Source organism: Roseibaca sp. Y0-43 (genome assembly GCF_020667835.1).
GTDB lineage: Bacteria > Pseudomonadota > Alphaproteobacteria > Rhodobacterales > Rhodobacteraceae > Roseinatronobacter.
In genome coordinates, this window is record NZ_JAFMPR010000008.1 from 72,942 (window position 1) to 86,375 (window position 13,434).

At 64.0% G+C, this 13,434-nt stretch carries 13 protein-coding genes; 10 read left to right on the forward strand and 3 right to left on the reverse strand.

The genetic code is table 11. The features are described 5' to 3' along the window. Window positions 1-9 precede the first annotated feature (9 nt). Window positions 10-777: a tRNA pseudouridine(38-40) synthase TruA gene (gene truA, locus J1C52_RS11245; RefSeq protein ID WP_227428037.1), complete on the forward strand. Its 768-nt coding sequence runs from the start codon at window positions 10-12 to the stop codon at window positions 775-777. Window positions 778-843: 66 nt separating this feature from the next. Here the strand turns inward: truA and J1C52_RS11250 are convergent, their stop codons facing one another. The 3 genes from J1C52_RS11250 to recA all read right to left on the reverse strand — a co-directional run bounded on the left by J1C52_RS11250 (window position 844) and on the right by recA (window position 4,953). Continuing rightward, window positions 844-1,131: a DUF1330 domain-containing protein gene (locus J1C52_RS11250; RefSeq protein ID WP_227428038.1), complete on the reverse strand. Its 288-nt coding sequence runs from the start codon at window positions 1,129-1,131 to the stop codon at window positions 844-846. Then, window positions 1,128-3,785, reverse strand: a complete 2,658-nt coding sequence (alaS, locus tag J1C52_RS11255) for an alanine--tRNA ligase (RefSeq protein ID WP_227428039.1) — start codon at window positions 3,783-3,785, stop codon at window positions 1,128-1,130. The genes J1C52_RS11250 and alaS overlap by 4 nt, the downstream gene beginning before the upstream one ends. A 100-nt stretch (window positions 3,786-3,885) precedes the next feature. Next, the gene (gene recA, locus J1C52_RS11260; protein ID WP_304621951.1) at window positions 3,886-4,953 is read right to left on the reverse strand and encodes a recombinase RecA; all 1,068 of its coding nucleotides are present in this window, start codon (window positions 4,951-4,953) and stop codon (window positions 3,886-3,888) included. A gap of 266 nt (window positions 4,954-5,219) precedes the next feature. Between recA and J1C52_RS11265 the strand changes: the two genes are divergently transcribed. From J1C52_RS11265 to ccrA, 9 genes are all read left to right on the forward strand, one after another. Next, window positions 5,220-5,432, forward strand: a complete 213-nt coding sequence (locus J1C52_RS11265; RefSeq protein ID WP_227428040.1) for a hypothetical protein — start codon at window positions 5,220-5,222, stop codon at window positions 5,430-5,432. Window positions 5,433-5,516: 84 nt separating this feature from the next. Then, window positions 5,517-6,410: a carbohydrate kinase family protein gene (locus tag J1C52_RS11270; protein ID WP_227428041.1), complete on the forward strand. Its 894-nt coding sequence runs from the start codon at window positions 5,517-5,519 to the stop codon at window positions 6,408-6,410. A gap of 10 nt (window positions 6,411-6,420) precedes the next feature. Next, window positions 6,421-7,347 carry a pseudouridine-5'-phosphate glycosidase gene (locus tag J1C52_RS11275; protein WP_227428042.1) on the forward strand — a complete coding sequence of 309 codons (927 nt, stop codon included), beginning with the start codon at window positions 6,421-6,423 and terminating at the stop codon, window positions 7,345-7,347. Window positions 7,348-7,366: 19 nt separating this feature from the next. After that, the gene (locus J1C52_RS11280) at window positions 7,367-8,053 is read left to right on the forward strand and encodes a DUF502 domain-containing protein (RefSeq protein ID WP_227428043.1); all 687 of its coding nucleotides are present in this window, start codon (window positions 7,367-7,369) and stop codon (window positions 8,051-8,053) included. 319 nt (window positions 8,054-8,372) lie between these two features. Then, entirely contained in the window at window positions 8,373-8,780 is a 408-nt protein-coding gene (locus J1C52_RS11285) for a hypothetical protein (protein ID WP_227428044.1), read from the forward strand. Between the two features lie 89 nt (window positions 8,781-8,869). Beyond that, complete coding sequence (locus J1C52_RS11290; RefSeq protein WP_227428045.1) at window positions 8,870-9,901, forward strand: DUF1036 domain-containing protein; 1,032 nt, start codon at window positions 8,870-8,872, stop codon at window positions 9,899-9,901. A 101-nt stretch (window positions 9,902-10,002) separates the two neighbouring features. Beyond that, window positions 10,003-10,425 carry a nucleoside-diphosphate kinase gene (gene ndk, locus J1C52_RS11295; protein WP_227428046.1) on the forward strand — a complete coding sequence of 141 codons (423 nt, stop codon included), beginning with the start codon at window positions 10,003-10,005 and terminating at the stop codon, window positions 10,423-10,425. A 186-nt stretch (window positions 10,426-10,611) separates the two neighbouring features. Then, the gene (locus J1C52_RS11300; RefSeq protein ID WP_227428047.1) at window positions 10,612-12,000 is read left to right on the forward strand and encodes a 1-acyl-sn-glycerol-3-phosphate acyltransferase; all 1,389 of its coding nucleotides are present in this window, start codon (window positions 10,612-10,614) and stop codon (window positions 11,998-12,000) included. A 135-nt stretch (window positions 12,001-12,135) separates the two neighbouring features. Continuing rightward, window positions 12,136-13,428, forward strand: a complete 1,293-nt coding sequence (gene ccrA, locus J1C52_RS11305) for a crotonyl-CoA carboxylase/reductase (protein ID WP_227428048.1) — start codon at window positions 12,136-12,138, stop codon at window positions 13,426-13,428. The last annotated feature ends 6 nt before the right edge of the window (window positions 13,429-13,434 follow it).

Below are 13,434 nucleotides of genomic sequence, written 5' to 3' on the forward strand. Positions count from 1 at the left end.
CCCCTCGCCATGCCGCGATATGCCCTGAAAATCGAATATGACGGCCGCCCCTTTTGCGGATGGCAGCGGCAGCGCGACCTGCCTTCGGTGCAGGGCGCGATAGAGGACGCGCTGGCATGGCTGGAACCCGATCTGCCGTCGATTGCCGCCGCGGGCCGCACCGATACGGGCGTGCACGCCACCGGCCAAGTGGCCCATTGCGACATGGCCCGCGATTGGGACGCCTTTCGCCTGATGGAGGCGCTGAACCACCATCTGAAACCGCTGCCCGTGGCGATCCTGGCCTGTGCGCAGGTCACAGAGGATTTTCACGCCCGGTTCTCGGCGCTGGAGCGGCGCTATACTTTTCGCCTGCTTGCGCGGCGCGCGCCGCCCGCGCTGGATGCGGGCTTTGTCTGGCATATCCGCCACGCGCTGGATGTGGGTGCCATGCGCGCGGGCGCGGCGCATCTGATCGGGCAGCATGATTTCACCACCTTCCGCGCCAGCCAATGCCAGGCGCTGTCGCCCGTCAAAACGCTTGATGCGGTAGAGATAGAGGCGCGCGATGTGCCCGGCGGGGTGGAATACCGCTTTCACCTGCGCGCGCGGTCCTTCCTGCACAACCAGGTTCGCAGCATCGTCGGCACATTGGAACGGGTGGGCGCGGGCGCTTGGGCCCCCGATGACGTGAAAGCGGCGCTGGAGGCACGCGACCGCGCGGCCTGTGGCCCGGTCAGCCCGCCAGACGGCTTGTGCCTGACCGGGGTGGGCTATCCGGATGACCCGTTCCTGTAAGGCCTTGGGACAGGCGGGGGCTGTCTGCCCCCGCACCCCCGAGGATATTTTTGCAAGGATGAAGGATCAGTCGATCTCTTCGACGACGACCAGCTCGCGCGTGGCGGCATCCTTGGCGAAGCTCAGCGCTTCCTGATAGGCGGGAGAGTTGTAGCACGCGACCGCGGCTTCGACCGAGGGAAAGCGCGCGACCACGTTGCGGGGGTGGCCCTGCCCTTCAAGCTGGACCGCGCGGCCCGCACGCGCGAGGAAGACGCCGCCGTGATCGGCAATCGCCTTGGTCGCGCGGCTGGCATATTGGCCATAGGCGTCGGGGTCGGTGACGGTGACGTGGGCGATCCAGAGAGCGCTCATGCGGATACTCCTGCCAGATGGTTGGTTGCGGCTTTCAGCGCGGCCTCTGCCCCGGCGATGTCGGCCCCGCCGCCCTGCGCCATGTCGGGACGGCCGCCGCCGCCCTTGCCGCCCAGTTCGGTGACGGCGGCGCGCACAAGGTCCACCGCCGAGATACGGTCGGTCAGGTCTGACGTTACGCCTGCGGCGACGGCGGGCTTCGCGCCCGTATCGGCAATCAGCACCACGACACCGCTGCCCAGCTTGTCTTTCATCGCGTCGATCAGCGCGGGCAGATCCTTGCCGCTGACGCCCTGCATGACGCGGGCGATCAGCTTGATGCCACCCACGTCTTGCGGCGCATCCTCTGCCGTGCTGCCGCCCATGGCGATCTGGCGCTTGAGTTGCGCGATCTCGTTTTGCAGCGCGCGGCGTTCGTCCATGAGCGCGCGCACGCGGGCGGGCACATCGGCGGCGGGCGCCTTGAGCGCAAGCGCGGCATCGGCCAGACGCTGGTCCTGCGCGCGCAGGTAATCGAGGGCGGCCTGACCGCTGAGCGCTTCGACCCGGCGCACACCGGCAGAGCTGGCACTGTCGCCCAGCACCACGAAAGCGCCGATATCGCCCGTGCGCGCCACATGCGTGCCGCCGCACAGTTCGAGCGAATAGGTGTCGCCCTCGGCACCCTTGCCAGAGCCGATAAGCGTGCCCATCGAGACAACACGCACCTCTTCGCCGTATTTCTCGCCAAAGAGCGCCTGCGCGCCCAAGGCGCGCGCGTCATCGGGCGTCATGATGCGGGTTTCGACCGCGCCGTTCTGGCGGATGAAGGCGTTCACCTCTGCCTCTACCGCCGCGATCTGCGCGGGGTCCAGCGCCGCGCCATGGCTGAAATCGAAGCGCAGCCGGTCGGGCGCATTGAGCGAGCCGCGCTGTGCGACATGGTCGCCAAGCGCGCGGCGCAGCGCCTCGTGCAGCAGGTGCGTGGCCGAGTGGTTGGCGCGGATGGCGCTGCGGCGGGAATGGTCAACCTCCAGCTTGGCGGGCTGGCCCTTGGCGATATGCCCCTCCGTCACCTCTGCCACATGGATATGCAGGCCTGCGGCCTTGCGCGTGTCGGTCACGCGGGCCAAGCCGGTCGCGGTGCGGATCAGGCCGGTATCACCCACCTGACCGCCGGATTCGGCATAAAACGGCGTCTGGTTGGTGATGATCTGGACCTGCCCCTCGGCGCGGTCGGCTTCCGCGCCTTCCGCGACCAGCGCAAGGATCTGGCCCTCTGCCGTTTCGGATTTGTAGCCCAAGAACTCTGTCGCACCTGCGCGATCGGCAATGTCGAACCAGATCGAGGCATCGGCAGCCTCGCCCGACCCCGCCCAAGCGGCGCGCGCGCGGGCCTTTTGTTCGGCCATGGCGGCGTCGAAGCCCGCCACATCGACCTTGCGGCCGCGTTCGCGCAGGGCATCTTGCGTCAGGTCCAGCGGGAAGCCGAAGGTGTCATACAGCTTGAAGGCCGTGGCGCCGGGCAGATCGGCGTCGTCCGACAGGTCAGTCAGCTCGGCATCGAGCAGTTTCAACCCGCGATCGAGCGTCTGGCGGAAGCGGGTTTCCTCGGCGCGCAGGGTTTCGGTAATCAGCGCCTGCGCCTCGCGCAATTCGGTGAAATGGCCGCCCATCTGCGTGACCAGCGCGGGCACGAGGCGGTGCATGACCGGGTCTTGCGCGCCCAGCATATGCGCGTGGCGCATGGCGCGGCGCATGATGCGGCGCAGGACATAGCCGCGCCCGTCATTCGAGGGCAACACACCGTCGGCGATCAGGAAGGACGTCGCGCGCAGGTGGTCGGCGATCACGCGGTGATGGGTCTTGCCGGGGCCGTCCGGGTCGGAATTGGTGACATGCGCCGAGGCTTCGATCAGCGCGCGCATCAGGTCGGTGTCGTAATTGTCGTGTTTGCCTTGCAACAGCGCGCCGATACGCTCCAGCCCCATGCCGGTGTCGATGGACTGGCGCGGCAATTCGGTCATGGACCCGTCGTCATGCTGTTCGTTCTGCATGAAGACGAGGTTCCAGATCTCGATGAAGCGGTCGCCATCTTCTTCGGGCGATCCGGGAGGGCCGCCCCAGATTTCGGGGCCATGGTCGAAGAAAATCTCGGTGCAGGGGCCGCAGGGGCCGGTCGGGCCCATGCGCCAGAAATTGTCATCGGTCGGGATGCGGATGATGCGGTCATCCGACAGGCCCGCGACCTTTTTCCAGATGTCTGCCGCTTCATCATCCGTGTGGTAAACGGTGACGAGCAGACGGTCCTTGGGGATGTCGAAATCCTTGGTCAACAATTCCCAGGCGAAGGGGATCGCGTCGGATTTGAAGTAATCGCCGAAGCTGAAATTCCCCAGCATTTCGAAGAAGGTATGGTGGCGCGCAGTATAGCCGACATTATCAAGGTCGTTATGCTTGCCACCTGCGCGCACGCATTTCTGCGAGGTCGTCGCGCGGTTGTAATCGCGGTGTTCCAGCCCGGTGAACAGGTTCTTGAACTGCACCATGCCCGAATTGGTGAACATCAGCGTCGGGTCATTGCGCGGCACAAGGGGCGAGCTGTCGACGACCTGGTGCCCGTTGCGGGCGAAAAAGTCGAGGAATGTCGAGCGGATGTCGTTCAGGCTGGGCATGTCACACTCCGGGCGCTTGCGCGTGCTAATCTGATGGCACGGTTTAGCCCTCGGCGCGGGGGCTGTCCACACCCCGCGCCGAAATCATGTGACCGGACGGTTAGTCCTCTGTCAGGTCGGGATCGTTTTCCGACATGGCGAAATCCAGCCCATGGGCGGCGCGGATTTTATCCTCGATCTCTATCGCGCGCTGAGGGTTTTCACGCAGGAAGGTTTTCGCGTTCTCGCGCCCCTGCCCGATGCGTTCGTCGCCATAGGAATACCACGCGCCCGATTTCTCGACCACGCCGGCCTTGACGCCCAAGTCCAGCAATTCGCCGGTTTTCGAGATGCCTTCGCCATACATGATGTCGAATTCCACCTGCTTGAAGGGCGGCGCGACCTTGTTCTTAACCACCTTCACGCGGGTCTGGTTGCCGACAACCTCGTCGCGATCCTTGATCGAGCCGATGCGGCGAATGTCCAGACGCACGGAGGAGTAGAATTTCAACGCGTTGCCCCCGGTCGTGGTTTCGGGGCTGCCGAACATGACGCCGATCTTCATGCGGATCTGGTTGATGAAGATCACCATGCAGTTCGAGCGGCTGATGGACCCTGTCAGCTTGCGCATGGCCTGAGACATAAGGCGGGCATGGACGCCGACAGAGCTGTCGCCCATATCGCCCTCAAGCTCCGACTTGGGCGTCAGCGCCGCGACCGAATCGACCACCACCAGCGACACCGCGCCAGAGCGCACCAGCGTGTCGACGATTTCCAGCGCCTGTTCGCCCGTGTCGGGCTGCGAGATGAGCAATTCATCCAGATCGACGCCCAGTTTCTTGGCGTAATGCGGGTCGAGCGCGTGTTCGGCATCGACAAAGGCGCAGACGCCGCCCTTTTTCTGCTCTTCGGCGACCACATGCAGCGTCAGCGTGGTCTTGCCCGAGGATTCCGGCCCGTAAATCTCGATGATGCGGCCCTTGGGCAGGCCGCCGATGCCCAGCGCGATGTCCAGACCCAGCGAGCCAGTCGAGGTCGCCTCTATATCCTTGAAGGGGTTGTCGCCCCCCAGCTTCATGATCGAACCCTTGCCGAACTGACGCTCAATCTGCGCCAGCGCCGAGTCGAGTGCTTTCTGTTTTTCCGCCGTCTTCTTGTCGGTCATGTTCAGCAGGTCCGCTACAGCCATTCTTTCGCCCCTTATTTCACAGCGTGCCGGTTGCGGCAATCGCGTGTTTGTTCCTGACATGTTCTACACGATCAAAAAGCACAAAGCGAGAACTTTATGATTAGAGATCCCGGCCAGATTGCGACAAAGCGGTTAATAAAGTCTTGCCGCCAAAGCTTTGCACGAAATGCAAAGCGGGCATTCCGGATTTGCCGTGGTAAGGGCAGCCACCCTGACCTAACTTGATCGCAAGGGAGGCGTATCGCCTTTTGGAAAGGACTGACCCCATGGCAAGTGTAACGACTGACATTCTTGTATCCGGCGCAACCGAGTCGCTGATGGACAAGCTGACCCGCGTGCTGGAAAGCATGGCGCAGCTGTCGCCGACCTACCGCCGGGTAGAGCAGTTGAGCGCGACCTCTGACGCGGAGCTGCGCGCGCAAGGCCTGACCCGTCAGGACGCGGTTGAACAAATCTTCGGCGGGCGTTTTTACGCCTGATCGCAACCGGGTGGCGCGCCGGGGTCCGGTCCGGCGTGCCGCGGTGGCTTGCCAAGGGGCCGGGTTTGGACCATCACCTTGGCCATGACAGCTTCAACAGACATTCTTTGCATCGGCGCGGCGCTGTGGGACATCATCGGTCGCACGCCCGCCCCGATGCGCGTGGGCTCTGACGTGGCGGGCCGGATCGCGCGCATTCCCGGCGGCGTTGCGCTGAATATCGCCATGGCGTTGGTGCGCGCGGGCGCACACCCACAGGTGCTGGCCGCGATTGGCCAAGACCCGGCGGGCGATGCGCTGGTGGCCGAGATGAGCGCGCGCGGCGTGGGTTGCGCCCATGTCTACCGCGCGCCCGACCTGCCCACCGATACCTATATGGCGATCGAGGGCGCGGGCGGGCTGATCGCGGCGATTGCCGATGTGCATTCGCTGGAGATGGCCGGGGCCAAGATCTTGGCCCCGCTGCGTGATGGGCGGTTGGCAAGTGACGCAAGCCCTTGGCAGGGCATGATCGCGCTCGATGGCAACCTGACGGTTTCGCTACTGGCCGAAATCGCAAGCGCGCCCGCTTTCGCGGCGGCGGATCTGCGGGTGGCCCCGGCCTCTCCGGGCAAGGGGGAGCGACTGCTGCCACTGATCGCGCGGCCCGGAACGGTGTTTTACGTCAATCTTGAAGAGGCCGGCCTGCTTTGCGGCACCGAATTCGCCAAGTCCGCCGATGCCGCACGCGGGCTTTTGGCACGCGGGGCGCAGCGTGTGCTGGTCACGGATGGCGCGCGCGACACCACGGATGCCAGTGCCGACACGCTTCTGACCCTTGCGCCCCCGCAGGTGCAGGCGGTGCGCGTGACCGGCGCGGGCGACACGTTCATGGCCGCGCATATGGCGGCAGAGGCGCGCGGCATGGCGCGCCAAGACGCGCTGGCCCATGCGCTGCGCACCGCCGCCGCCTATGTGGCGGGTGGTCCGGAACATTAAAGGATTCCAGATGCTTGAGATGCGTTATTCAACCGAAGTGGCCAAGGCGCGCGACGCAGGCGCGCCGATTGTGGCACTGGAATCGACCATCATCACCCATGGCATGCCCTACCCGCAGAACCTGGCCATGGCGCAGCAGGTCGAAGATGACATTCGCCAAGCCGGGGCCACGCCTGCGACCATCGCGGTGCTAGGCGGCACCATCCATATCGGGTTGGAGCCCGCAGAGCTGGAAAGGCTGGCCCAGACGAAAGGCGCGCTGAAGCTAAGCCGCGCCGATCTGGCGGTGGCACTGGCCATGGGGGCCACCGGCGCGACCACGGTTGCCGCAACCATGATCTGTGCCGCGCGTGCAGGCATCGCGGTCTTTGCCACGGGCGGCATTGGCGGCGTGCACCGGGGGGCCGAGCTGAGCTTCGACATTTCCGCCGATTTGCAAGAGCTTGCGCAAAGCCCTGTCACCGTGGTTGCGGCGGGGGCCAAGGCCATTCTGGACCTGCCCAAGACACTGGAAGTGCTGGAAACGCTGGGCGTGCCGGTTATCGCTTATGGCCAAAGCGGCTTTCCGGCCTTCTGGTCGCGCGAGAGTGGCTTGCCCGCCCCGTTGCGGATGGATGACGTCGCAGACATCGCCCGCGCGCACCTGATGCGCGCGGCGCTTGGCCTGCCCGGCGGGCAATTGGTGGCCAACCCCATCCCAGAGGCCGATGAAATCCCGCGCGCGGTGATCGACGGCTGGATCGCGCAGGCGCTGGAGGATTGCGCGGGCGTCGCCGCCAAAGAGGTCACGCCCCGCCTGCTGGCCCGCATATACGAGCTGAGCGGCGGCGCGTCGCTGACCGCCAATATCGCGCTGGTGCGCAACAATGCGCGGCTGGGTGCCCAGATTGCCCGCGCGCTTGTATCGCAAGCCGCGCAGCCCCATATCGGCGGCTAAGACACAGGCAGGACAGGGCATGTCGGCAGAGCATCACAAACGCGGGCTTTTGGGGTCCATCCGCTCGAATTTCCTCGCCGGCCTTGCGGTCATCGCGCCGGGCGTGCTGACGGTCTGGCTGGTCTGGAACGTGGTGACATGGATCGACGGGATCGTGATGCCGCTGATCCCCGCGCGCTTTCAGCCAGAGGTGCTGACAGGCTGGGACGTTCCCGGCGTGGGCGTGGCGATCTTCCTGATCTTTACCGTGGTGATGGGCTATTTCACCAAGGGCTTCATCGGGCGCACGCTGGTCGGCTGGGGCGAGCGCATCGTCGAGGCGATGCCGGTCGTGCGTTCCATCTACAACGCCGTCAAACAGATCGCCGACACGATCCTTGCGCGTTCTGCCCCCACATTCGACCGCGCCTGCCTGGTGGAATACCCGCGCAAGGGGATATGGGCCACGGCCTTCATCTCGACCACCACGCGCGGGGAAATCGGCGACCGCTTGGGCGCGGATCAGGACGAGATGATCTCTGTCTTTCTGCCGACCACGCCGAACCCGACCTCTGGCTTTCTGCTGTTCGTGCCCCGCCGCGACGTGATCGAGCTGGACATGTCGATCGAGGATGCCGCGAAGCTGATTATCTCGGCGGGCTTGGTCTATCCCGACAGCCGCAAGGGCAAGCTGGTGGCAGCGCCGGAGGTGAAGGATGCAGGATAAACGCGGCCTGCGCCTAACTTGGCGGAGGTGGCTGTTTGTGGTGGTGGCGCTTATTGGCGCTGCATCGGCGTTTCTTTTGCATTCGGAACCGCATCTAAGGGCCTATTTGTGTCCCACTTGTTCCGGCTTTCATGAAGTATCGCCGAACATTTATGCCGATAGTCAGGCAACCGACGCGCAGATTGAGGCCGCATTGCAAGGCTTTGACGCTGCAAGAGACAGGCTGCACAAGATCTATCCCAACCGCGCCGCGGACCCGGTCTGGCTTTTGTGCCTGTCGGGAAATTGTGGTGTATCCGACGGGCCGCGACCGCTTGCGATGGCCTATTTGAACCTGTTTGTCTTTGTCTATCCAGACGGCGCGACTGCGACCATTCTGGCGCATGAAATGGCCCATGGCGAACTGCACGCCAGACTTGGCACAGCGCGCCGCTTGGTGTCGCAACCCGTGCCCACTTGGTTCGACGAGGGGCTGGCAGTTCTGGTGTCGCAAGACTCCCGCTATCTGGAATTCGCAAGTGGCGCGGTCACGGGCTGCAAGGCTGGGGATTGGCCAGAGCCACCATCTGACCAAAGCAGTTTCCGGCGGCAAGCCGCAACAGAGGCCGAGGCGCTTTACACCGCCTCGGCCTGCAAGACGATTGCTTGGCTGGACGACCACGGCGGGATCAATGCCACACCAGCTTTGATGGACCGGATACGATCAGGCGACATCGCGGTGCGATAGGTGCTGATGCATCTGATCCGCGACTTTTCCTTCGCAAAACGCAAATCCCGTGCCAAGATGCCAAAGTAGCCCAAACATCGGAGCTTGCTTTGCGTTCCCTTATCCTGACCGCCTTTGCCCTGCCCCTTTTGGCCACGCCCGACACGGCTTTGGCTGAGTTGCGCTTTTGCAACGAAACAAATGCGCGCGTCACGGTCGCCATTGGCTACCGCAGCGATGGCGCATGGCGGTCAGAGGGGTGGTGGGCGGTTGAGCCAGACGCCTGCCGCGCGGTCGTGTCAGAACCGCTGGAAAACCGGTTCTACTATTACCGCGCCACGTCGAAGCTGGATAGCTGGACGCATGAGACTTACTATTTCTGCACCTCGCCGCAGCCCTTTGACATCATGGGGGACGAGGAGTGCGCCGCGCGCGGCTATGACCGAGAGGCATTTTCGGAAATCGCGCTGAGCGACGGGATCACGCGCTTCACGATGACGCTGACCAGCAGCAAAACCGCGCCACCGCCACCCGCGCCGCCGCCCGCCCCTGCCCCCATGGCGCAAGGTGACGCGCCGGGCACGCATGGCGAGCCTTATACCGTGGCGGGTCTGCTCAGCCATTGCGAGGTGACGGATGCGAGCGTGCAATGCGAATTGCACAATGACGGCTGGCGCTATGTCGCCTCTAGCGCGTTTTACACGGACCAAGCGCTGCTGGAGCGGATGATGGACCTTGCCCCCAACACGCCGATGACATGGGTGGGCGATCTGGCGGGCTATGGCGGCGCGAATGTCGATGTCACGATCCGCGAGGCGCGGGTGGAAGGGTCCGACCCCTATGCCCGGCTCCGGGCCGAGCTTCAGGGGTTCTGGACCTCGACCAGCGATCCGAATTACCAGCTTTTGATCGCGGGCGGGGTGTTCGAGGAATGGTATCAGAACATTCCAAGCGACACGCGGCTGATGGAACTGGCCAATACCTGCGAAGGCGCGATGGGCGACGGCCCCTATCTGCTGGCGCAGAGCTATGCGCGCGATGGCGATATTCGCTGTTTCGAGGTATTCGAGCTGTCGCAGGACAGCCTGTCGTTGTTTCCGCTAGGCGTGATGCAGCCCCTCGATTTCTACCGCAGCGACTAGGCCCGCACGCGACGGGTCTTTTCACCGTCATATACCCATGATAAGCGGCCCCCGCAGGCGGAAAATCCTTTTCCGCACCCAGATATATCCGGAGAGTTATCATGGCCCTAGAGCGCACCTTCTCGATCATCAAACCCGATGCAACCGCCCGCAACCTGACCGGCAAGATCAATGCCAAGTTCGAAGAAGCCGGTCTGCGCATCGTGGCGCAAAAGCGCATTCACATGACCAAGGCCCAAGCCGGCGAGTTCTACAAGGTCCACGCTGAACGCCCCTTCTATGACGAACTGTGCGAATTCATGGCATCCGGCCCGGTTGTCGTGCAGGTTCTGGAAGGCGAGAACGCGATCGCCAAGAACCGCGAAGTCATGGGCGCGACCAACCCCGCCGATGCCGCCCCCGGCACCATTCGCGCGGAATTCGCGCAATCGGTTGGCGAGAACTCGGTCCATGGCTCTGACGCGCCGGAAACCGCGGCGGTCGAGATCGCCTATTTCTTCGCAGGTATTGAACTGGTCGGCTAAGCCCGACCGGCCGCGCTGAACGAGAGGCCCCGGGTCACGCCCGGGGCCTTTGGTTTTAGGGGGGCTGTCTGCCCCCCTCGCCCGCGCCTTGCGGCGCGCGCTCACCCCCCGAGGATATTTAGGCAAGGATGAAAACAGGAACGGTTCTGCATTTACCGCGCCTGTTCTTCCTGACAGATTGCGGGAATGTTTGAGCGCGTCGAATTGCCAGTCTGGGCATTGATCCTGATCGTGGGCTTTGCCGCGGTCACTTTCGCGTCGCATTTCCTGTTCCCGTCCGTGCGCTGGTTTTTCCGCAAACGCGCCGAGCGGGCGGTCGCGCGGTTGAACCAACGTCTGAAGCGCCCGATAGAGCCGTTCAAGCTGATGCGGCGGCAGGACCAGGTGATCCGGCTGGTCTATGACCCGCAGGTTATGGAAGCGGTGCGCCACTATGCCCGCGAGGAAGGCATTCCGCCCAATGTGGCCTTTGAAAAGGCGCGCTCCTACGCGCGCGAGATCGTGCCGGGATTTTCCACCGCCACCTATTTCGGGCTGGCCATAAGGCTTGCGCGGCGCATTGGCGAGGGTTTGTACCAAGTGGTGGTGCGCGCCGAGGACCAGAGCGAGCTGGACCATGTCGCGCCCGAGGATGCGATCGTCTTCGTGATGAACCATCGCTCGAACATGGATTACGTGTTGGTGACATGGCTTGCCTCGCAGCATTCCGCGCTGAGCTACGCGGTGGGCGAATGGGCGCGGATCTGGCCGCTGAAATCGCTGATCCGGGCGATGGGAGCCTATTTCATCCGGCGGCGCTATGCCAATCCGCTCTATCGGGCGGTGTTGGCGCGCTATGTGCAGATGTCTGTGCAACAGGGCATCACGCAGGCGATCTTCCCAGAGGGCGGGCTGAGCCTGGATGGGCATGTGGGGCGCGCCAAGGTGGGGCTTTTGACCTATATCCTGCGCGGCTGGGACAAGACCGGGGTGCGCGATGTGTTGTTCGTGCCCGTGGCGCTGGCCTATGACCGCGTGCTGGAGGACCGCGTGCTGATTGCCGCGCAGGCCAGCGGTCGGCGGCGCTTTCGCGGGCGCACGGGCGTGGCGCTGGGGTTCGTGGCGCGCATCTTGTGGCAAAAGCTGTGGGGGCGGTTCCGGGGCTTTGGGCAGGCGGCGGTCAGCTATGGCCAGCCTGTGTCGCTGCGCGCCTTTGCCCGCAGCCATCCCGACCATGATGCCGAAGCGCTGGGCGACTTGCTGATGGCGCGGATTCGCGCAGCCATGCCGATCCTTGCGGTGCCGCTGAGCGCCGCCACGCTGCAAGCGCGGGGCGGACGCGGCAACAGGTCGCAGCTGGAAGCAGAGGCCAGCGCGATCCTGGAACAGCTGGAAATGGCCGCGCCAGAGCCTGCGCGCGTGCAGGAGATGATGGCGCGTGGCTTGGCGCAACTGGCGCTACGCGGCGTGATTGTTGAGGATTCCGGCGAATTCCGCGTGTCCGGGGACGCGCAAGACCTGATCGCCTATTACGCCGCCTCGGCCAGTCGAGAGCCGGGACCGGATGCGTCGCCGCCCGACAGGCTTTCGACATAAAATTACAAAATGACAATATTCAGGGTTGCAATGTTGCGCGGCCCATTTTATCCATGCTGCAAGCGCCGCATGAATTCTGCGTCGCAGCACCTCAACCGGGGCTGACCCCCCGCAACCCTGAGCTTGGAGGCCGACATGGCGCTGGATAACCAGACGGGCATCGCCCAATACGACGCACCCGAAAAAGACCTCTACGAGATCGGCGAAATGCCCCCGATGGGCTATGTGCCCAAGAAAATGTATGCGTGGACGATCCGCCGCGAGCGCCATGGCGAACCCGACAAGGCCTTCGAGGTCGAAGTGGTCGACACTTGGGACATCGACAGCCATGAAGTGCTGGTTCTGGTGATGGCCGCGGGCGTGAATTACAACGGCGTCTGGGCCGGTCTGGGCCAGCCGATCAGCCCGTTTGACGGCCACAAGCAGCCCTATCACATCGCTGGCTCCGACGCGTCGGGCATCGTGTGGAAAGTGGGCGACAAGGTCACGCGCTGGAAAGTGGGCGACGAGGTCGTGATCCACTGCAACCAGGACGATGGCGATGACGAGCATTGCAATGGCGGCGACCCGATGTATTCGCCCAGCCAGCGCATCTGGGGCTACGAGACGCATGACGGCTCTTTCAGCCAGTTCACCCGCGTGCAGGCCCAGCAGCTTATGCCGCGCCCCAAGCACCTGACCTGGGAAGAAGCGGCGTGCTACACGCTGACGCTGGCGACCGCCTACCGTATGCTGTTCGGCCATGAGCCGCATGACCTGAAGCCCGGCCAGAACGTGCTGGTCTGGGGTGCCTCGGGCGGTCTGGGGTCGTATGCGATCCAGCTGGCCAACACCGTGGGTGCGAATGCGATCGGCGTGATTTCGGACGAATCCAAGCGGCAATTCGTGATGGATCAGGGCGCAAAAGGCGTCATCAACCGCAAGGAATTCAACTGCTGGGGCCAGTTGCCCAAGGTCGGCAGCGAAGAATATGCCGAGTGGTTCAAGGAAGCCCGCAAATTCGGCAAGGCGATCTGGGACATCACCGGCAAGGGCGTGAACGTGGACATGGTGTTCGAACACCCCGGCGAAGCGACCTTCCCGGTCTCGACGCTGGTGTGCAAGAAGGGCGGCATGGTCGTGATCTGCGCGGGCACGTCCGGCTTCAACTGCACCTTTGACGTGCGCTACATGTGGATGCACCAGAAGCGCCTGCAAGGCTCGCATTTCGCGCATCTGAAGCAAGCGTCTGCGGCGAACCAGTTGATGATCGAGCGCCGTCTGGACCCTTGCATGTCGGAAGTGTTCACCTGGGCAGACATCCCGGCTGCGCATACCAAGATGCTGCGCAACGAACACCTGCCGGGCAACATGGCCGTGCTGGTGCAATCGCCGCGCACCGGCTTGCGCACGCTGGAAGAGGTGCTGGACGCCGGCCCGACGAAGTAAACAGCC

What these genes read in the sequence shown, in the direction of transcription:
- truA (WP_227428037.1), top strand. Translation starts at nt 10, where the DNA reads ATGCCGCGATATGCCCTGAAAATCGAATATGACGGCCGCCCCTTTTGC.
- J1C52_RS11250 (WP_227428038.1), bottom strand. Translation starts at nt 1,131, where the DNA reads ATGAGCGCTCTCTGGATCGCCCACGTCACCGTCACCGACCCCGACGCC.
- alaS (WP_227428039.1), bottom strand. Translation starts at nt 3,785, where the DNA reads ATGCCCAGCCTGAACGACATCCGCTCGACATTCCTCGACTTTTTCGCC.
- recA (WP_304621951.1), bottom strand. Translation starts at nt 4,953, where the DNA reads ATGGCTGTAGCGGACCTGCTGAACATGACCGACAAGAAGACGGCGGAA.
- J1C52_RS11265 (WP_227428040.1), top strand. Translation starts at nt 5,220, where the DNA reads ATGGCAAGTGTAACGACTGACATTCTTGTATCCGGCGCAACCGAGTCG.
- J1C52_RS11270 (WP_227428041.1), top strand. Translation starts at nt 5,517, where the DNA reads ATGACAGCTTCAACAGACATTCTTTGCATCGGCGCGGCGCTGTGGGAC.
- J1C52_RS11275 (WP_227428042.1), top strand. Translation starts at nt 6,421, where the DNA reads ATGCTTGAGATGCGTTATTCAACCGAAGTGGCCAAGGCGCGCGACGCA.
- J1C52_RS11280 (WP_227428043.1), top strand. Translation starts at nt 7,367, where the DNA reads ATGTCGGCAGAGCATCACAAACGCGGGCTTTTGGGGTCCATCCGCTCG.
- J1C52_RS11285 (WP_227428044.1), top strand. Translation starts at nt 8,373, where the DNA reads ATGGCCTATTTGAACCTGTTTGTCTTTGTCTATCCAGACGGCGCGACT.
- ndk (WP_227428046.1), top strand. Translation starts at nt 10,003, where the DNA reads ATGGCCCTAGAGCGCACCTTCTCGATCATCAAACCCGATGCAACCGCC.
- J1C52_RS11300 (WP_227428047.1), top strand. Translation starts at nt 10,612, where the DNA reads ATGTTTGAGCGCGTCGAATTGCCAGTCTGGGCATTGATCCTGATCGTG.
- ccrA (WP_227428048.1), top strand. Translation starts at nt 12,136, where the DNA reads ATGGCGCTGGATAACCAGACGGGCATCGCCCAATACGACGCACCCGAA.